The following is an 18,559-nucleotide window of genomic DNA, read 5'->3' on the forward strand; positions in this document are numbered from 1 at the left end:
GCCAACTTGGTTTGGCTATGCGCGGGTATTGCGTAAACGAGCTCGGTCGGATCTACTAAGTGAATCGACAGTAGCCTCAATCGTTAGGAAAGCTATGAGTAATCGAGTGGTGGTGGCCGGTGTCGGGATGATCCCGTTCACAACCCCGAGCCGCACGCAGACCTATGACGTCATGGGCACCGAGGCGGCGCGAAAGGCCCTGGCCGACGCGGGAATCGAGTACTCGAAGATCCAGCAGGCCTACGCCGGCTACGTCTACGGCGACTCGACCTGCGGGCAGGCCGTGATCTACGGCCTCGGGCAGACCGGCATCCCGGTCATCAACGTCAACAACAACTGTTCGACCGGCTCCTCGGCGCTGTATCTGGCGCGGCAGGCGGTGGCCTCGGGCACGGTGGATGTCGCGCTGGCGGTGGGCTTCGAGCAGATGCAGCGCGGCGCGCTGGCCATGGGCTACACCGACCGGCCGACACCGTTCGACCGGTTCAACGCGGTGATGGACGAGATCCAGGACCGCACCGAAGCCCCGTTCGCGGCCCAGATGTTCGGCGGCGCCGGGCGCCAGTACGCCGAGAAGTACGGCACCGCACCGGAGACCTTCGCCAAGATCTCGGTGAAGTCGCGCAGGCATGCCGCCGGCAATCCGTACGCGGTGTTCAAGGATCCGGTGACGGTCGAAGAGGTGCTCGCCTCGCCGCACATCTATGGCCCGCTGACCCGGTTGCAGTGCTGCCCGCCCACCTGTGGCGCGGCGGCGGCGGTGCTGGTGAGCGAGAAGTTCGCGCGCGCCAACGGCATCGACGCCTCGGTGGTGATCAAGGCGCAGGCGATGACCACCGACTTGCCCTCCACCTTCACCGAGTCCGACATGACCAAGATCGTCGGTTACGACATGTCCAAGGCTGCGGCGCAGCAGGTCTACGAGGCCTCGGGCGTCGCGCCCACCGATATCCCGGTGGTCGAGCTGCACGACTGCTTCACCGCCAACGAGCTGCTCACCTATGAGGCGATCGGCCTCACGCCGGAGGGCACCGCGGAGAAGTTCATCCAGGACGGCGACAACACCTACGGCGGCCGCGTGGTCACCAATCCGTCCGGCGGCCTGCTGTCCAAGGGGCATCCGCTGGGCGCGACCGGGCTGGCGCAGTGCGCCGAGCTGGTGTGGCAGTTGCGCGGGCAGGCCGAGGCGCGGCAGGTCGAGGGCGCGCCGAAGGTCGCCCTGCAGCACAACATCGGGCTCGGCGGCGCGGCCGTGGTGACCCTGTACGAGAAGGTGAGCTGAGGATGGCCATCGATCCCGCGATCGTCGGAACCGAGTTCCCGCCGACCACCCTGACCGTCGAGGCGGGTCGCCTGCGCTTCTTCGCCAAGGCGATCGGGGAGACGAACCCGGTCTACACCGATCTCGACGCCGCGAAGTCCGCGGGCTACGCCGACCTGCCGGTGCCACCGACCTTCCTGTTCGCGATCGAACTCGAAAAGCCGGACGCCTTCGCGTTTCTCGCCCAGGCCGGCGTCGACCTGCGCTTCGTCCTGCACGGCGAGCAGTCCTTCACCTATCACTCGCCCGCGGTGGCCGGTGACGTGCTCACCGCGACCCCGCGCATCACCGACGTCTACAGCAAGAAGGGCGGCGCGCTGGAGTTCCTGGTGAAGGAGACCGCCGTCACCCGGGCCGACGGTTCGGCCGTCGCGGACCTGAAGTCGATCATCGTCGTGCGCAACCCAGGAGCCGGGAAATGACCGCCATCGAGACCGTAGCCGTCGGTACCGAGTTGCCGCCCTTGCGGATTCGCCCGATCTCCCGGACCACGCTAGCGCTCTTCGCGGGCGCTTCCGGCGACCACAACCCGATGCACGTCGACCTCGACGTGGCCAAGTCGGCCGGACTCGACGACGTGTTCGCGCACGGCATGCTGTCGATGGCCTACCTCGGCCGGTTGCTCACCGAATGGGTGCCGCAGCAGCGCATCCGGTCCTACGGTGTGCGGTTCGCCGCGATCACCCCGGTGCACGGCGAACCCACCGCCACCGGCACGGTCGTCTCGATCGACGAGGTCGACGGCGAACGCCGTGCCACCCTCGACCTGTCGGTCACTCTCGCCGACGGCACCGTCACCCTGACCGGTGACGCCGTTGTCGCACTGCCCTGAATTACCCGAAAGGATCTGGAACACATGGGAACTCTGGATGGCAAGGTCGCTCTGGTCTCCGGCTCCGGCCGCGGCATCGGCCGTGAGATCGCGCTGAAGCTGGCGGCCGAAGGCGCCAAGGTGGTGGTCAACGACCTCGACGCCGAACCGGCGAAGGAGACCGTCACCGCGATCGAAAGTGCTGGGGGACAAGCTCTCTCGTGCATCGGCAGCGTCACCGACGCGGATTTCGCCGACCGTTTCGTGCAGACCGCGGTCGAGGGATTCGGCGGTCTGGACATCATCGTCAACAACGCCGGCTACACCTGGGATTCGGTGATCCAGAAGATGGGCGACGAGCAGTGGGACGCCATCCTGGACGTGCACCTCAAGGCGCCGTTCCGGATCCTGCGGGCCGCGCAGCCGGTGATCGCGGCGGCCGCGAAGCGCGCCAAGGAGGCGGGTGAGCCCGTGCCGTGCCGCAAGGTCGTCAATATCTCCTCGATCGCCGGCACGGGCGGCAATGCGGGGCAGGCGAATTACTCCGCGGCCAAGGCCGGTCTGCTCGGGCTGACCAAGACCCTGGCCAAGGAGTGGGGCCGCTACAACGTCACGGTGAACGCGGTCGCGTTCGGCATGATCAAGACCCGGCTCACCGAGGCGCCCGCCGGCAGCGGCGGCACCATCGACGTGCAGGGCAAAGAGATCAAGGTCGGCGTCAACCCGCAGTTGGTGGCCGCGATGGAGCAGATGATCCCGCTCGGGCGCGGTGGCACGCCGGCCGAGGCGGCGGGTGCGGTGTATCTGTTCTGCACCCAGGAGTCGAACTACATCTCCGGCCAGACCGTGGTGTGCGGCGGAGGATTCAACATCTGAGGGCGACGGTAGCGTCTGTCGCGTGGAGGTAAGGCAATGGTGAACGGGCCGGACGTGGTCCGTCCGGCCCGTGGCACGCGGCCGGCGAACCGGCGGGAACTGATCGTCGCCGCGGCGAGTGAGCTGTTCTATCGCAAGGGCTATGCCAACGTCGGCATGGGGGAGGTGGCCGAGGCCGTGGCCATCGGCCCGTCCGCGCTGTACCGGCATTTCCGGGGTAAGCAAGGCCTGCTGGCGACGGTGGTGAGCGGCGCGCTGCAAACCATCGACGACGCGCTGGCGGCCTCCGACCCGGAGCCGGCCGAGGTCGCCTCGACCCTGGCGACCTCGGTGCTGGCGCATCGGGGCGTCGGGGTGCTGTGGCGGCGCGAATCGCGGCACCTCGTCGACGACGAGCGGGCGGCGTTCCGCGCGCAGGCGCGCCGGATCGGCGGGCGGATGGGCGAGTTCATCGGCCGGGCCCGACCCGAGCTGTCCGCGGCCCAGTGCGACGTGCTGGCCTGGTCGGCCCTGTCGGTCACCAATAGTGTTTCGTTCCACAGTCTTTCGCTGCCCGAACCCGAATTCTCCGGCCTGCTGGCCGAACTCGTCGAGCGGGTGCTCGCCACCGCGCTGCCCGAACTCGGGGCCCGGCGTGCGCCCGCGGCGCACGAGCCGCTGGCGGCCCGCTCGCGGCGCGAGGCGATTCTCATCGAGGCCACCAAGCTCTTCGCCCAGCAGGGGTTTACCGGCGTGAGCGTGGAGGACATCGGCGCGGGCGTCGGCATCGCCGGGCCGAGCGTCTACAACCACTTCGCGGGCAAGGCCGACATTCTCGCCGCGGCCATCTTCCGCGGCGACGAATGGCTGCGCATGGATATGCACCGGGCCTTGGCGCGCGCCGCCGACCCGCGTGACGCGCTCGCCCGGATCCTGGACAGCTACGTCGCCGTCGTCTTCGAGAATCCGTATCTGATGCAGACTCTGGTCTCGGAGACCCAGCACCTGCCCGAGGCCGCCCAGGTGCGCGCGCGGGCCGCGCAGCGCGCGTACATCGCGGAATGGGTGCATCTGCTGGGCAAGGTGCACCCGGAGTGGGAGCCGGTGGCCGCGCGGATCCGCGTGCAGGCCGTGCAGGGGATGATCAACGACACCGCGTTGACCGCGCATCTGCGCGCGCTGCCCGAGATCGACGCGGTGTGCGCGGCGATCGGCGCGCAGGTGCTCGGCATCTGAGCGATGCCCGCACGGCGCCATCCGAAATGGGTTAATTTCACTGAATGGCAAGCACGTTCGACGACCCGGTCCTGATCATCGGCGCCGGTCCCGGCGGACTCGCCGCCGCGGCCTGTGTCACCCGGGCCGGGCGCGAGGTCGTCCTCGTCGACAAGGCGGATTCGGTCGCCTCGGCCTGGCGCGGTCATTACGAGCGGCTGCATCTGCACACCATCCGCCACCACTCGCACCTGCCCGGGTACAAATTCCCGCGCGCCTACGGTGACTGGGTCGCCCGCGCGGACGTGGTCCGCTATCTGGAGGACTACAGCGCCCACCACGAACTGCGAGTGCGCTGCGGCGTCACCATCGATCGGCTCGACCGCGTCGACGATCGCTGGGTCGCCCGCAGTCCGCAGGGCGATATCACCGCCCGGAACGTCGTCGTGGCGACCGGCTACAACCACACCCCGCTGCTCCCGGACTGGCCGGGCCGCGACACCTTCCGCGGCGAACTGGTGCATTCCTCCGCTTACCGCAACGCCGCGCCGTTCGCTGGGCGTTCGGTGCTGGTTGTCGGCACCGGCAATACCGGCGCCGAGATCGCGGTCGACTTGGTCGAGGGCGGTGCGTCCCGGGTGTGGCTCGCGGTGCGTACCGTGCCGACCTTCGTCCGCCGCCAGGTCGTGCCCGGCATCGGCCAGAGCTCGGTCGGCATCCTGCTGCGCAAACTGCCGGTCCCGTTCGTCGACCGGTTCATCGCGGTCGCGAGCCGGCTCACCACCCCGAATCTCAGCGCCTTCGGCCTGCCCCGCCCGGCCGCCGACGTCTACACCCGCCTGCTGGCCGACGGCGCGGTGCCGATCATCGACATCGGCCTGATCGACCTGATCAAGGCTCGCAAGGTCGAGATCGTCGGCGCGGTCACCGGATTCGACGCCGACAAGGTGCTGCTGGCCGATGCCGCCACCGTCGCGCCCGACGTCGTGGTGGCCGCCACCGGCTTCGAGCACGGCCTGCACGACCTGGTCGGCCACCTCGGCCTGCTCGATGAGCAGGGCCGGCCCATGGTGCACGGCGGCCACACGCACCCCAACGCCCCCGGTCTGTACTTCACCGGTTTCACCAATCCGATCAGCGGCATGTTCCGGGAATTGGCGCTCGACGCCCGGCGGATCGCCAAGGCCATGTCCGGCTGACTCCGCCCAGGTCGGGGCCAAGATCTCGGTATGGGACACTGGAGGCACTATGACCGCCGTCCCCGTACCCCTTGTTTTCGATGCTCCGCGCCGGGGCATGCCGCCCACGCACCTCGCCGATCTGGACGCGGACGGGCGGAAGAAGGCGGTCGAAGAGCTGGGGTTGCCCAAATTCCGGGCCGATCAGATCGCGCGGCAGTACTACGGGCGGCTGCAGGCCGACCCGGAACAGATGACCGATCTGCCCGCTCCCGTGCGGGAAAAGATCGGCTCGGCGCTGTTCCCGCCGCTACTCAACGTGGTGAGACACATCACCTGCGACGCCGGCGAAACCCGCAAGACACTGTGGAAGGCCGGCGACGGCACCCTGCTGGAGAGCGTGCTCATGCGCTACTCCGACCGGAACACCCTGTGCATCTCCAGCCAGGCGGGCTGCGGCATGGCCTGCCCGTTCTGCGCGACCGGCCAGGCCGGGCTGACCCGCAACCTGTCCACCGCCGAGATCGTCGACCAGGTCCGCGCGGCCGCCGCCGCGCTGCGCGACGGTGACGTCGCCGGTGGGCCGGGCCGCCTGTCCAACATCGTCTTCATGGGCATGGGCGAGCCACTTGCGAACCTTCGTCGGGTTATTGCTGCCGTTCGGCGGATCACGTCGCCGGTGCCGGATGGTTTCGGTATCTCGCAGCGCGCTGTGACGGTGTCGACGGTCGGTCTGGCTCCGGCGATCCGTAAGTTGGCCGACGAGGACATGTCAGTGAGGCTCGCTGTCTCCCTCCACACTCCGGACGACGAGTTGCGGGATACGTTGGTGCCGGTGAACAACCGCTGGCCGATCGCAGAAGTTCTTGACGCGGCGCGTTATTACGCCGACAAGTCGGGTCGACGGGTGTCGATCGAGTACGCGCTGATCCGCGATGTCAACGATCAGCCCTGGCGCGCGGACATGCTCGGCAAGAAGCTCCACAAGGCTCTGGGTTCGCGCGTGCATGTCAACGTCATCCCGCTCAACCCCACTCCTGGCAGCAAATGGGACGCCGCTCCTAAACCGGTCGAACGCGAGTTCGTTCGCCGTGTCAACGAACAGGGCGTGCCCTGTACCGTCCGCGACACCCGCGGTCAGGAGATCGCCGCCGCCTGCGGTCAACTCGCTGCGGAAAGCTAACGCACGGTGCGGGGCGGGCCCGGAAGTTCATTCACCCGCAGGACGGGACGGCCGGGGCAGTGTACGCTCGACGCTGGCGTTCGTCAATGCGACAACGTATCCGGGGGAGTTGAGGCGCATGGCGTGTGCCCTGCACCCTCGGCCAAGAAATCGCCGCTGGCTGTGGCCAGCTCGCCACTGAACGGCAGCTGCACGGACGAGCGTTGTTAGGGCCCAACTACCGATATTCCCTGGTCCGGTGCGTCATTGGCTCAAGAGCTCTTGCTAATTGCGAGTTGCGGTTGGCCGCCGACGCTGCCGCGGCGGCGGGTTCCTGAATGGCTTGAATACTTCATCCAGACTCAGGCCCATGACCTTCTTACCGGTGTGCAAGAGGTCGCGAAAGTCATGATCCTGATAGAGCGCTTCCCGCAGCTCATCGAACGAATAATCGTGCTCAGATTCGGGGAGGTCCCGGATCGATGCTGGCTCCATGTCCGAGTCCGGGAACTCTTCGGCATCCGCAAGCATTAACCACAACGCGATCTCTTCACCCATGCTTCGGGGTTCGGGGTCATCCCCCCGGTTGAGGTCGTCGACCAGGTTTTCGAAACACTGCGCGAGTTTTTTGTAGAACCCAGGCTTCTGCCCTTCGAGTGCTGGCGGTAGACCGTAGCTGAGATCAGGGTGTTTGATCTCATCAGCGGCTACTACTCCTGCCGTGCGCAGCGCTTCCGCAGTCCGTGGCGTGATGATGGTTTCGAAATAGTACTCGTCCTCGTCCAGGTCGGCGGCTGTGTCCCTGTCGATTTCGCTTCCGCTGTCATCGAAGATCGGTGATCTGACAGGGAAGCGCATTACACCGCAGATGGACGGTCTGTAAAGTGCGTCGAGGTATTTGTTGTGGACCTTCCCGAACAGGTTCATGTCGGATTCGACGTCGGACGAAATCTTCTCGGCGATGCGCTCGACTTCGGCACGCACCGGTCCGGGAGCGCTGTGCACAGCTTCCATCACGAATTCCGGGGCAAGGCCTGTGCCGGCGAGTAGTTCATTCAAAGCGTCGGCGAGCCGGACTGCGTCCCATCGGTTGTCGAATGTGGCTATCGCCTTGAGTTCGTCCCAGCCGTCGGAGCTGTATAGCGCGACGACGCGATGCTTACTTGGCGTGTGTTGCGGCAAGAAAAGTTTGTACGGATTGTGATAGCTCATCGTCAGGTCTTCCTATAGGTATGGACGGTTGCACCGAGGTATGCCAGTGCGTAGAGGCGGCATGCCTCAGTGCGCTTAATTGTTGTTAGGACCCTGCTGGAAACCGCGGTTCGTCCGGCGGTCCCGTTGCGGGATGGCATTGACACTAGCGCCTTCGAGCACTGGCCGCAGCGGATTCGTCTGTGTGAATGTGGAGTCTCGCGGGGCAACTGGAGACCATCGGCGGCGATTGGCTGGCCATGAATGTGTGTAAGCCGCAACTAGACTCGTTGGATCGGCTGCCGGTCGTGTCCGAGGTTTGTCATCTTCGGTGCCGGCTGACTGTCACCGCGTGCCGCGGTTGTGCGGTGGCGGTCGGCCGAATCAGTACTGGTCGTTGTTGCGAGGCACCAGGCTTCGAGGAGATCGCCGAGGTCCTCGAAGCTGCCCGTTGCGACAGCGACAAGTCCGGCCGCTGCGTCTTCATCGAGTAAGCCCTGATCCGCGACGTCAACGATCAGCCCTGGCGTGCGGACATGCTCGGTAAGAAGCTGCACAAGGCCTTCGGCTCCCGCATGCAAACTTGATTCCGTTGAATCCGACCCCTGGAAACAAGTGGGGTGCCAGTCCGAAACCTGTTGAACAAGAGCTCGTTCGGCGGTTTCGGGCTCAAGGCGTGCCATCCACCGTTCGGGATACTCGCGGGCGGGAGGTTGCTGCGGCTTGCGGCCAGCTCGCTGCGGAGCAATAGCGCGCTCCAGAGGATTTCAGCGCCGGACACTGGTCGTGATGTTCGGCCAGGTAGTTACACCGCGGCAGAGGTGACGCGATGCGTGGTGCGCGGAGATGCAGGAGCTGGACGGCCGAGGACCAGCCGGTGTGCTCGGCAGCACCGGTGTGCAGCTCGGCGACCTCGGCCTGCAAGGCCGAGGTCGGAGTGTCCCGCTTGGCAATAGGTGCTGCGGGCGCGGTGCGCACTGCTGGATCACGGGAACCTGTCAGTGGGTATCGCTATCGTCCAGCGCATGCACGAATTCCAGTCTGATCACCAGACGGTTCGTCTGGTTACCTCTGCCGCCCTCCGCGCCGCAGTGGCATGGTCTCAGCGCGAGAATCGTACGGAGGCATGGCGAGAAGTCTCTCGAATGACGGGAGTCGTAATGAAGGTGTTCGGTCCGGCGGACACGTCGTTCACCCCGGCGATGTTGATCGAGAAGCTGTACCAACCGCTTTCGGCGCTTGTGGGGCCGAGTAGTCCCGTCAGCGACGTGGTGCTGCTCGATGCAGACGGCAGCCTCAGTGACGCCGCTGTCGACATCGCGTGCGAGTACGCCGAGGGACTCTTCCCGAATAGCGCCGACCCATCACAGGATTGGCTGCCGAGTTGGACTTGGCAGCAACAAGAGCAAGTCGAGAGGGCGGTCTACAGCGGTCTCATCGCGAGCGCTGACCAGCGCGCCTACGAGGCAACGCGTCGGTTCCTCATCGAGCACCCCGCCGGCGACGGCCGGAAGCTAATCGAACTCAGGAACAAGGCGGGTGCTCGAAGCGTCGCCAAGTACGACCCGATCGGGTCGGAGCGCGTCTGGCCGGGCGGCGGCTCCGGATATTGGTGGCCGTGCCCAGTCTGTCGGTGGCCGATGAGAGTCCGTCCCCCAATGGTGAGCTGCGACTTCCGTCATCACGATGCGCGGTTCCGGCTCGCGGACCCGACGAGTCCTGAGGGACAGCCACTCCTGTCGTCGCTCACAGAATCACACCGCAGCCCCGACGCCATCGCGACAGACGGATCCGTTTGCCTGGAACTGTCTGTCTGGCGCCACATCACGGTACCGGGCATCTCCGAACTGGCACTCGAACGGGACCTTCAGAAGATCGAGGACGTGCAGGTCGGCATGTGGGCGGGTCTCGACGCAATCGATTTGCTGGTTCAAGTTGCTGGCCGGAAGTTGGAGGTCGACGTCAAAGACCAGGTCGACCCCTTCATGATCGCCGCGAAGCCGCCGACCGCAGCCCACGTCGTCGTTCCCGACTACCGTGCCGCCCAGCTGCCGGTATTGCGGGAGCTACTGGCGGAGAAGAAGATCTGGACGTCAAGCCAGTTCGTGAAGCACGTTCGTGCCCAGGGAGGACAGCAGCGATGACTCCAGTCAACAAGGGACCCGTTAGCGGCGGCCTGTCATTTGTTGTCGGTGGTGCGCTCGGCCTTGCCGCGCACTACTTTCCGCGGAGGACTGACGACGGCAAGACCTACGTGCGGCTCGATGACGCTCTCTACTTCCTCAGCGGGCACGTGGAGGTGTGGTCACGCTGGCACTCGCTGGAGCAGGCTGAGCGGTCGCGAATCGCGCGGCTCCTGCGCTTCCGGGAGGTCGAAGTGGCGAACCGGAATGTCTTCGCACGCTTGGTGAATGAGCTCATTCCCGGGCAGATCCCCGGTTTCCGGATGGGTGCGGACGACCAGCTGCTGGTCGATCTGGGGTGTGCCCCACTCGAGTACGTCGACGAGTGCCTTGGCTTTCTGCTCCATGAACGGGAAGTTCGACCACGGGCTGTCCGCGCGGTCGCGCGGTCCGGCCTCTTCGCCACGCCGTTGAACCTCGGCCAGCGAGACGGGGGAAGCCGGACCGTGGATGTCCGGTATCGCCTAGAGCTGACCGAGAAGGAGGCGGTGAGGGAGGTACCCACCATCATTGGGGGTGCCGCCGATGCAGCCTCGGTCACTATCCCGATCTCGGATCTGCGCGATCTCGCAGTGCAGCTGGACACCGCGTTCGGACAGATCCATCGACTTGAGTCCGTGAACCGGATCTTCGACCATCTCGGCACCCAGCCAGGTGAAGAAGTCGAGGACGGCTGGGCCCTTCGGGCTGGTCCGACTCAGATCCTGCACGCACCCACCGGCGTCGGGAAGAATGTCGTGGCCGAACTCGTCGCCTGCTGGTGTGTCGAGAACAACATGGTGGCCAGCCTCGTGGTGCCCACCAACGCCGTTGTCGCGAAGACCGCGTATTCCATTGAGCGAAGCCTCCGTGCCCTCGGGCACGACAACGCGGTCGTGGCCTTGACGTCACCGCGGTCGGCGCAGAAGCTCGCCGAGGAAACCGCCCGAAATGCTGGCACGGATCCGTTGGGCGAATGGACGTTCACGAACCTGGCCTACGGCTGCGCAATGCCGTCAGCGGCGCTGACGGACAGCGCGGTTGATAGCTGGCAGCCAGGCCAGGAACCATGTGATGGACTCCGCAAGGTGGGCGAGGACGGCCGCGCCGGAGGTAGCCGTGCCGTGTGTCCGTGGAAGCGTTCCTGTGGCAAATTTCGTAATGTGCGGGCCGCGCTGACCGCGTCGGTTGTGGTCACCTCTCATCCCAACTGGCACGTCGGTGTCGTTCAAGTGCCGACCGAGATCGATGGTCGCATCGATGAGAACCTCCGTGTTGAGGAACTTCTATTGCGTCGCAGCCACATCGTCCTCATCGACGAGATCGACGCGTTCCAGGCGGCAATGATCGGCCGCAGCGCGCGCGACCTCGTCTTGGCTGACCGTCGATCGGGTGCCCGGCCTTCTCCGCTGCGGCGGCTCGATAATGAGCTAGCCGACTCGTCCGGACGTGTAGATGCTTCGGTGGAGCACGAGGTCCGCGCCGCTACCGCTCAGGCACGGTTCCTCGCCGAGACATACACCGGGCATCTCGCCGAAGGCGCGTTCCGGCGAGCGCAGCGCGGTCGGAATCCTGGCCACCCGTTGTTCGGGCGGTGGCTGCTGCCTCGCCGTTGGGACGCTCGGTTGGTCGCGACGCTGTTCGGCATTCCTGAGGGCGTAGCGCCATTGCCGGCGCACTACGCGATGTTGCAGGGCTTGTTTCCGGGTGAGGGCGACCCGACGACGGTACCCGACTGGCTGCTCCCGATCCGGGAAGCGTTGCATCGAGTGACCAGCCTGACAACCGGAAACGATGAGTTTCAGCCAGCATGGGCCACGATCGCCCAGACGCTTGCGGACTGCCCGGATCCGCATAGTCAACTGAAAGAAGTCGACGAGCGTGCTGTCGTGACCGACAGGCTTGTTCGGCGCGCTTACTTGGAGCAGTTGCGCTCGATGCTGTTTCGGTTCGTCTACGCAGCACCGCAACTTCAAGCGTCGGGAATCACGGCGGCCCGCGATGTCGCCGAGGCCCTCGGACCATACGCGGAATGGCGTGCGACTCCCTATGGCCCGTTGGGACGGTCGTTGTTCGCGTTCACCGAGAAATACGATCCCGACCGACCGGACGAGACGTCACTTCGAGTCAGTGGATTCGGCGGTGACCCGCACAATTACGTCACGTCGATCGGTGACCTGACTGCCTTGGCACATTTCGGTAAACCCAGAGTGGTAGTCGGGCTTTCGGCGACGTCCTACTTCCCGGGCGCGCCGCACCATCACGTCTTCACGAAACCAACGTGGTGGGTGTCCGACGACCACTCCGGTGGTGTCCGCATCCTGTCGTCACCAGTTTTCGACGGCGAAGACTTTCTGCGCGTGTCCGGTACGAACGGGGAGGCCCGTAGTGAAGTGCTGGTGCGGCTTGGTGAGATCCTCTGGAAGAAGCGGCTGGCCCCTGCACTTCGTGACCTTGCTGCCGATCCGAAAGCCCTGCATCGCCAACGACTGCTACTGGCAGTGACCTCCTACGAAGGCGTGCGCGACCTCGCAGACGGAATCAGCAACGCAGGTGTTCCTGCAGACAAGATTGTCGCCGCCGTCCGTCCGGGCGACGAAGGTTCGAACCGTCGGTGGACGCCACTCCCGGCTGACCAGCTGGAATCCTTCGGCACCAAGGTTGACGGCTCGGTGCTGATCGCGCCGCTCGGCCGCGCCGAACGTGGCTTGAACATTGTTGATTCCGAAGGTCGATCGCTGCTGGGTTCGGTGTGGCTCGTGGTCCGCCCAGTCCCGATTATCGATGAGCCGGCCCAAATCCTTGCGCACGTCCATAGCCGGGCCACAGCGGCGGTGCGCGCCACCACCGATCCGGTCGGAGTACTGGAGATCGTCCGGCGCGTCGCTGGCCAGAGCTTCGATGAGATGTTCAACTCGCTGCCGTACTTCAGCACCATGCCGACCGAAATCAAGCTCGGCATCGTCGCTGAGAACCTCAACGGACTCATTCAGCTGGCAGGACGTGCACGTCGAGGCGGCACCACAGGCGAGATCCATCTCGTCGACTACGCATTCATCGACTCCCGTGGCCAGTCCGACATGCCACGTCTGATTACCAAGCTGCGCACCGAATGGCAGCGTGAGGGTCACTTCGACCTTATGCAGCGACTCTACGGCGATACCCTCACCGAAATCCTCGATTTCGCCGAGCAGCGGGAGATCGCAAGTGAATCAGAGTGAACCGGGGCTTCACACCCTCGACTTCCGGATCGATCCAGCCGTACTTGGGTCGCTGGTGCTATATCCGATGACAGCGGATTTCAGCGTTGCCTGGGAGCGGTTTGTGTCCGCGGTTCGTCGCAAAGGCCCATTCTCTCCCCGGTATTCGAACCTTGCTACCGCCCTGACCGCGGTGACGGGACAGCCCGTCGGGTTGTTTCCGGCCAGGGAACTGTCGGGGCAGCAGAAGGAAGCCGGCACCGACTCACTGTTGATCACCACAGCGCCGATCGACCCCTGGTTACTCGCTACCGCTGTGCGCTCGTTCGAGCATCTACACCTTACTGGAGACCAAAGCGATTACCTTGCAACAGATCTCGTGGATTCTCAGCTGGCCCTCCGTGCAGTAGCTGATTACGCTGAGGTTGTCGAGGGCACCATCCGCGCTCCAGGCTGGCTGTACAAGATGGCGCAGTGGAATCTGGCGGCCACGATTGCGGCAGAACCGTTGACCATTGACGACCACTTGCCGATCTCGCTCCGTTTGGACACCACGGGTAACCTCATCGCCTGGGACGACCCGATCACTCGGACCTGGTCCAATGGGCAACACCACGCCACCATCTACATCAGCACTCACATCGTGACGCTTCCCGGAGCGGCGGGCCTATACCTGCGGCTCGACGGTCACGTGGCCCGGATGCCGAATTCGTGGTGGGACGTCAAGAACGCCTGGGTTGCTCCCAGCGACACTATGCGGCCCATCCTGCGTCTGCCCGTGCGAGGCCCATGGCCAGATCGTGGCAGACCCAACGCCGAATACAGCGACTTCGTCGCCGAGATCGTGAACAGCTGCGAACTCGACCCGCTCCCCACACTGCCGGACACCTTCGGCGGTGGGCCGGGGTCGGTGCGCCTCATCGGAAAGCCCTCGAAACATCCGGTCGGCAAAGGCCCCGGTGCCAGGACACTATTCCAACTACATCGTCAAGTTCGGGATCGCCTGGGTCTGCAAGATCTCGTATATAAGAAAACAAAGATCAGCGTGCCCAAGCAGATCGAAGGAGCGGTCCCTCCGGACAAAATCGACACCGCGATAATCGCTTCCGGCATCAAAGGCCTCCGTGTTCTGTGCCTCTACGGTGACCGGCAAACCAGGCACCGAATGTTGGACACCCTTGCTGAATACAGCTCCAAGGATGTTTCAGACCTAGTCGGTTTCCAAGACGGAGAGCCTGTCGAGTTTACGAGCCGCCTGTCGGCGGTGTTCCACCGTGACGAATCCCTGCTCGCCCACGGCAGCCACGAGCGTGACCTTCACGAGATCCCCCACGTCCATGCCGAACCCGATGCAGCTGTGGTGGCATGGGTCGAAACTCGATGGAAGGACGAGAAGATCACTCACGACGCGAAGCCGCCCCTGCGATCCGGCCTCGCCAATCTCGGTGTCGTCGCCCAATTCCTGGACGCGAACAACCCGCCAGCTCCGCCGCGTCGCCTGCCCGACGGTACGGTTTCAACCGTTGTGGACTACCCGGCTGTCGCGGGGCTGCGGGACTTGCTTCGCCAGGCGGGGGTGATCGACAACCGGCTGGCGGTCGCCACCGTCGGTGCGCGAACATCGTCGCTGACCAGAGATGCCACCTTGGTCGGTATCCATATCCGCCAACACACCCCGAGACGTAAGGTCGGCCGCTCGGCGACCAGCCAGATGGTGATCCGCATGGTGGCGATCCAATCGACGCCTGACTCAGCCGATTGCTGGTCCGTCCAAATGTACGACGACAGCGAAGGCTGGCTGCCGTATCGGGAGGCCAACGCCCGCTATCACCGTGGCCAAATCGGGTACGAGAAGTTCGGGCGGACGGGAGCGAAATCCGTCCTCGTTCGCGACCACGTCGACCAAGCGCTGAGCTCGCTGCCGAAGCGCGTGCCGCTAGCTGTCTTCGTGGATGCTGAAGGGGCGCAAAGTCTCTGGGTTGGGTTGACCAACGCCAGATTCGGCGATCACTCGCTTCCAGGCTCGTCCATTCGACACGATGACCTGGCGGTTGTTCGCTGCGCGTCGGGACACCGTACGTCCCGGCCCAGTCACCAGGACCACTCGCCTCGAGTTTCTGATCCCCACCAGCCAGACCTGCCCGGCGCATTCCTCTATCGACATCAAGAAGGAGACACCGAAAGCTGGATGCTTGCCCAACCGTCGAGGGTTCACCGATCCGGTGCTCAGGGCCGCGCAGGGACGAGTCACACTCGATGGACTCTGCCGGAAAAGCGCGAGCGGTGGATGGCGGACGATTGGCACGCACTCACCGGCATCGAGATCTCGATTCCTCGACCAGGTGGCTGGTGTGCCGACGAACTCGCAGCCCTCACCGCGCGCCTCTGTCAGCAGACGGTCGGCTGGGACGACCGGACGGTGCTGCCAGCGCCCCTGCACTTGGCGAAATGCGCTGACGAAGACCACCCTCGCTACGAGCAGGGAGCTCCCGGAGTTAGTTGACTCGTGGTTAGCGACTACTAGGGGTGCCTGGGGTTAAGGGTATTGAGCCGATCGGCCGGATGAAGACAACGAGGTGGCGGGCGCGGGTGATGGCTACCCGCAGCAGCCTCCGGTCGGCCTGCTGCTGCCTCGACGTCCTTCCAATCGGTGATCACGACTCTGGCCTGGATCAGTGACCAGAAGCTGTTGAGGTTGAGGCATTCGTCCCGTAGGCGGCCGTTGAACGATTCGATGTAGCCGTTGCGCCAGGGCTGCCCGGGTGGGATGAACGCGAGCCCGACGCGTTCGCCGGCCCAGTCCCGCATGGCCTCACAGGCCAGTTCGGGTCCGTTGTCGCTGCGGAGCGCCGCCGGGTAGACGCGGCCGGTGGCGAGGCGGTCGAGCTCGTCGATGAGCCGGTCCGCAGTGATCGAGCGCTCGACCAGCCCGCCCAAGCATTCGCGGGTGTGTTCGTCGACGATCGACACGATCTTGACCGGGCGCCCGTCCTGGGTCGCGTCGAACTGAAAGTCCACCGCCCAGACCCGATTCGGTGCGTTGGCGGTCGCGTCGGTGGCCGTGGAGGTCCCCATTCTTTTCCGTCGTCGCCGCTGCGGCACTCGAAGTCCCTCGTCGTGCCAAAGCCGTTGGATCTTCTTATGATTGGTGGTCCAGCCCTCGCCGCGGGCGTCGTGATAGGCGCGGCGGAAACCCCAGCGTGGATGCGCGCGGGCGTAATCACACAGCCATGCTCGCAACGCCGCGTCGGGATCGGCCGGGGTCTGCCCGGGCGGTTCGCGGCGTTGGGTACTTCGGTATTGCCCGGTGATCCGGCAGGCGAACCGCTCGCTGAGGTCCAGGACTCGCATCAGGTGCTCGACCGCGGCTCGCCGTCGTTCCGGGCTCAGAAGTTTCCCTTGGCGATCTCCTTCAACGCGGCTTTCTCCAGCTCCGCCTCGGCTAAAAGCCGTTTCAGAGTCGAGTTTTCGCGCTCGAGGTCTTTCAACCGTTTGGCATCGTCGGCCTTGAGGCCGCCGAACTGGTTTCGCCATCGGTAGTAGGTGGCCTCGGTGATCTGCAAGGTGCGGCACACCTCGGCGACGTCCTTGCCCTCGCCCAGCAGCCGATCGGCCTCGGTCAACTTGCGCACTACCTGCTCGGGGGTGTGCCTCTTCTTGGTCGTCATCGTGATCGAGCCTTCCCGCCCACAACGCGGGGGCACAAGACTCTCACAATCGCCGGACCGAACCTACGGGGTCAGGTCACGACCACATCATGTGCTTCGCCAGGCTGCGGGCCTGAACTTGACGACTGTTGTGGACAACGCAATTATCCCCGCCCGCGAGGCGGTTGCCGCAGCGGAGCTGCGGGCCTGCGAACCACCAATTGCATATAGCTTTGACTCATGTTGGGCCGCTACCGTAGTTCCCGTGCGGGATGGGGACGAGCTCGAGGAAGCGGCCGGTCCTGATGCGTGGGCGGCGCATCTGCCAGGACAGGAGCTCGTCCCTGCGTATTTCGTATCGCGGTTCGCGGCGCAGTATCGGGCGATCGTGGAAGTTATGCTGGAAGCGCAGGATACGAGCCTGACCGGGATGGCTTACGGCGAGATCGCGACTCGGTTGCGTACCTGGGTCGGCGAGCGCACCGGTTCGGCGGCGATCGCGGACCGGCTGCTGCACGAGGATGCGTTCGCGCTGGACGCACGTCTGGATAGTCTGGTGCGGTGGGGTGTGTTGACCCGCTGGCAGGAACCCGCGCGCACCGGCGAGGACTTTCTGCGCCGCCGTGACCGGTTCCAGCTGACCCCGACCGCTGCCCGGCTGCACACATTCTGGACGCTGGAGCTGGCGGCCGAGGAAGACGCGGCGGCCGATCTGACGTTGGCGCCACGAGCCATCCACGATCGTTTGGAGCAGTTCGTAATTGCCTTGCGCGAACGCCGGTTTCCGGCCGCTGCGGCCGAATTCCAGCAGATCATCACCCTGCATCACGGTATGGCAGTGGCGGCGCGTACCTGGCAGCGCAGTCTCGCGCATGCGCTGTCGGGCGGTCCGGACCCGGACAAGCAAGAGATTCTGTGGCGGACTTTGCAGTCCTATATCGGCATGTGGGGTGAACAGGTGGACACCTACACGCCAGCGATCGCCGAGATGATCACCGGACTCGAGTTGGTGCTGACCGAATCGGCGTGGCGGGCCTGTGTGCGAGGCGCGCTGCCCGAGGATGCGCCTGACATGGTGGTAGACGCGCAGCAGCAGCGGTGGGAGCGCACCGGGGAGGCCCTCGGCAGGTGGTTCAGCGGGGCAGACGGGCAGGCGCGTCGGTTGCGTCGCCAGTTACGTGACTTGGTGGCGCCGTGGGCGCGGAACATGCATATTCTGATGGACACCGGTGGCGCATTGACCCGCCGCGGTGAGCTGCTCGCGTTGGCGCGGGCAATCGAGCGGGCCCCTGATGACGAGTCGGCGTGGCGGATGTGGGATACGGGTGTCGGAGTCTTCCCGGCTCGGCATCTGATCATTGCCGCCGAAGGCGCGGACGAACACGGCACGCCGTGGCGGGAGGCGGACGCGGCCCCGATCACCGGCCGTTTCCGGGAGCACGGGCATCGAGCGGCGGTCGGCAAACGCACAAAGGCCATCGACAACTCGGTGGGGCGTGAGGCCGCCCGCCGGTCCAGAGCCGCGGCGTTGGCGGAGCGCCGGGCGGCCGAGGCGTCATTGCGGGCTCGGTCGGGAACATCGCTGGCGGAGTGGGACGCGCTGACGCAGCCAGAGCTGGGTCTGCTGCTCGAATTCCTGGCTGTGGCCCGTGGACGTCGCGGCGAGCAGTACCGTTCGGCGCTGACCGAGGATGGTCGCTGGCGAGTGTCGCTGACCTCGCCCGCTGATGGCGCGACCACCACGGTGCTCTCGCCGGGTGGCCGGTTCGTCACCACCAACTGGCGATTCGATCTCGAACCGGCAGTTGAGGTCTGAG

At 65.3% G+C, this 18,559-nt stretch carries 12 protein-coding genes and 2 pseudogenes; 12 read left to right on the forward strand and 2 right to left on the reverse strand.

Annotation, left to right across the window (positions count from 1 at the left end; translation table 11 throughout):
• The first annotated feature begins 94 nt into the window (after positions 1 to 94).
• The 7 genes from AB0H76_RS05310 to rlmN are packed head-to-tail and all read left to right on the forward strand — an operon-like array spanning position 95 to position 6,563.
• On the forward strand, positions 95 to 1,282 hold the full coding sequence (locus tag AB0H76_RS05310) for a lipid-transfer protein (RefSeq protein WP_357317662.1): 1,188 nt from the start codon (positions 95 to 97) through the stop codon (positions 1,280 to 1,282).
• A 2-nt stretch (positions 1,283 to 1,284) separates the two neighbouring features.
• Positions 1,285 to 1,743, forward strand: a complete 459-nt coding sequence (locus tag AB0H76_RS05315; RefSeq protein WP_357317664.1) for a MaoC family dehydratase N-terminal domain-containing protein — start codon at positions 1,285 to 1,287, stop codon at positions 1,741 to 1,743.
• Entirely contained in the window at positions 1,740 to 2,153 is a 414-nt protein-coding gene (locus AB0H76_RS05320) for a MaoC/PaaZ C-terminal domain-containing protein (RefSeq protein WP_357317667.1), read from the forward strand. The genes AB0H76_RS05315 and AB0H76_RS05320 overlap by 4 nt, the downstream gene beginning before the upstream one ends.
• Positions 2,154 to 2,177: 24 nt before the next feature.
• Complete coding sequence (locus AB0H76_RS05325; RefSeq protein WP_357317669.1) at positions 2,178 to 3,008, forward strand: SDR family oxidoreductase; 831 nt, start codon at positions 2,178 to 2,180, stop codon at positions 3,006 to 3,008.
• Positions 3,009 to 3,044: 36 nt separating this feature from the next.
• Positions 3,045 to 4,223 carry a TetR/AcrR family transcriptional regulator gene (locus AB0H76_RS05330; RefSeq protein WP_357317671.1) on the forward strand — a complete coding sequence of 393 codons (1,179 nt, stop codon included), beginning with the start codon at positions 3,045 to 3,047 and terminating at the stop codon, positions 4,221 to 4,223.
• 44 nt (positions 4,224 to 4,267) lie between these two features.
• Positions 4,268 to 5,401 (forward strand): NAD(P)/FAD-dependent oxidoreductase, encoded by a 1,134-nt coding sequence (locus tag AB0H76_RS05335; RefSeq protein WP_357317674.1) that lies wholly within the window; start codon positions 4,268 to 4,270, stop codon positions 5,399 to 5,401.
• 49 nt (positions 5,402 to 5,450) lie between these two features.
• Complete coding sequence (gene rlmN / locus AB0H76_RS05340; RefSeq protein ID WP_357317676.1) at positions 5,451 to 6,563, forward strand: 23S rRNA (adenine(2503)-C(2))-methyltransferase RlmN; 1,113 nt, start codon at positions 5,451 to 5,453, stop codon at positions 6,561 to 6,563.
• A gap of 264 nt (positions 6,564 to 6,827) precedes the next feature.
• Here rlmN and AB0H76_RS05345 read toward each other — a convergent pair whose 3' ends face one another.
• On the reverse strand, positions 6,828 to 7,754 hold the full coding sequence (locus AB0H76_RS05345) for a hypothetical protein (RefSeq protein WP_357317678.1): 927 nt from the start codon (positions 7,752 to 7,754) through the stop codon (positions 6,828 to 6,830).
• 401 nt (positions 7,755 to 8,155) lie between these two features.
• On the opposite strand from AB0H76_RS05345, the pseudogene AB0H76_RS05350 reads away from it, so the two are divergent.
• The 4 genes and pseudogenes from AB0H76_RS05350 to AB0H76_RS05365 all read left to right on the forward strand — a co-directional run.
• Positions 8,156 to 8,484 (forward strand): annotated as a pseudogene (locus AB0H76_RS05350) (23S rRNA (adenine(2503)-C(2))-methyltransferase RlmN); the annotation flags it as partial.
• Between the two features lie 274 nt (positions 8,485 to 8,758).
• Positions 8,759 to 9,877 (forward strand): hypothetical protein, encoded by a 1,119-nt coding sequence (locus AB0H76_RS05355; protein WP_357317681.1) that lies wholly within the window; start codon positions 8,759 to 8,761, stop codon positions 9,875 to 9,877.
• Positions 9,874 to 13,116 carry a hypothetical protein gene (locus tag AB0H76_RS05360; RefSeq protein WP_357317683.1) on the forward strand — a complete coding sequence of 1,081 codons (3,243 nt, stop codon included), beginning with the start codon at positions 9,874 to 9,876 and terminating at the stop codon, positions 13,114 to 13,116. The genes AB0H76_RS05355 and AB0H76_RS05360 overlap by 4 nt, the downstream gene beginning before the upstream one ends.
• The gene (locus AB0H76_RS05365) at positions 13,103 to 15,598 is read left to right on the forward strand and encodes an RNaseH domain-containing protein (protein ID WP_357317686.1); all 2,496 of its coding nucleotides are present in this window, start codon (positions 13,103 to 13,105) and stop codon (positions 15,596 to 15,598) included. The genes AB0H76_RS05360 and AB0H76_RS05365 overlap by 14 nt, the downstream gene beginning before the upstream one ends.
• 137 nt (positions 15,599 to 15,735) lie before the next feature.
• Here the strand turns inward: AB0H76_RS05365 and AB0H76_RS05370 are convergent.
• A pseudogene (locus AB0H76_RS05370) lies at positions 15,736 to 16,763 on the reverse strand (IS3 family transposase); the annotation flags it as partial.
• 244 nt (positions 16,764 to 17,007) lie between these two features.
• Here AB0H76_RS05370 and AB0H76_RS05375 point away from each other — a divergent pair.
• Positions 17,008 to 18,558, forward strand: a complete 1,551-nt coding sequence (locus AB0H76_RS05375; RefSeq protein WP_357317689.1) for a DUF2397 domain-containing protein — start codon at positions 17,008 to 17,010, stop codon at positions 18,556 to 18,558.
• Position 18,559 lies beyond the last annotated feature (1 nt).

The sequence above is a fragment of the Nocardia sp. NPDC050712 genome, assembly GCF_040654295.1.
Lineage (GTDB): Bacteria > Actinomycetota > Actinomycetes > Mycobacteriales > Mycobacteriaceae > Nocardia.

What these genes read in the sequence shown, in the direction of transcription:
- AB0H76_RS05345 (WP_357317678.1), bottom strand. Translation starts at nt 7,754, where the DNA reads ATGAGCTATCACAATCCGTACAAACTTTTCTTGCCGCAACACACGCCA.
- AB0H76_RS05360 (WP_357317683.1), top strand. Translation starts at nt 9,874, where the DNA reads ATGACTCCAGTCAACAAGGGACCCGTTAGCGGCGGCCTGTCATTTGTT.
- rlmN (WP_357317676.1), top strand. Translation starts at nt 5,451, where the DNA reads ATGACCGCCGTCCCCGTACCCCTTGTTTTCGATGCTCCGCGCCGGGGC.
- AB0H76_RS05310 (WP_357317662.1), top strand. Translation starts at nt 95, where the DNA reads ATGAGTAATCGAGTGGTGGTGGCCGGTGTCGGGATGATCCCGTTCACA.
- AB0H76_RS05355 (WP_357317681.1), top strand. Translation starts at nt 8,759, where the DNA reads ATGCACGAATTCCAGTCTGATCACCAGACGGTTCGTCTGGTTACCTCT.
- AB0H76_RS05335 (WP_357317674.1), top strand. Translation starts at nt 4,268, where the DNA reads ATGGCAAGCACGTTCGACGACCCGGTCCTGATCATCGGCGCCGGTCCC.
- AB0H76_RS05325 (WP_357317669.1), top strand. Translation starts at nt 2,178, where the DNA reads ATGGGAACTCTGGATGGCAAGGTCGCTCTGGTCTCCGGCTCCGGCCGC.
- AB0H76_RS05330 (WP_357317671.1), top strand. Translation starts at nt 3,045, where the DNA reads ATGGTGAACGGGCCGGACGTGGTCCGTCCGGCCCGTGGCACGCGGCCG.
- AB0H76_RS05320 (WP_357317667.1), top strand. Translation starts at nt 1,740, where the DNA reads ATGACCGCCATCGAGACCGTAGCCGTCGGTACCGAGTTGCCGCCCTTG.
- AB0H76_RS05315 (WP_357317664.1), top strand. Translation starts at nt 1,285, where the DNA reads ATGGCCATCGATCCCGCGATCGTCGGAACCGAGTTCCCGCCGACCACC.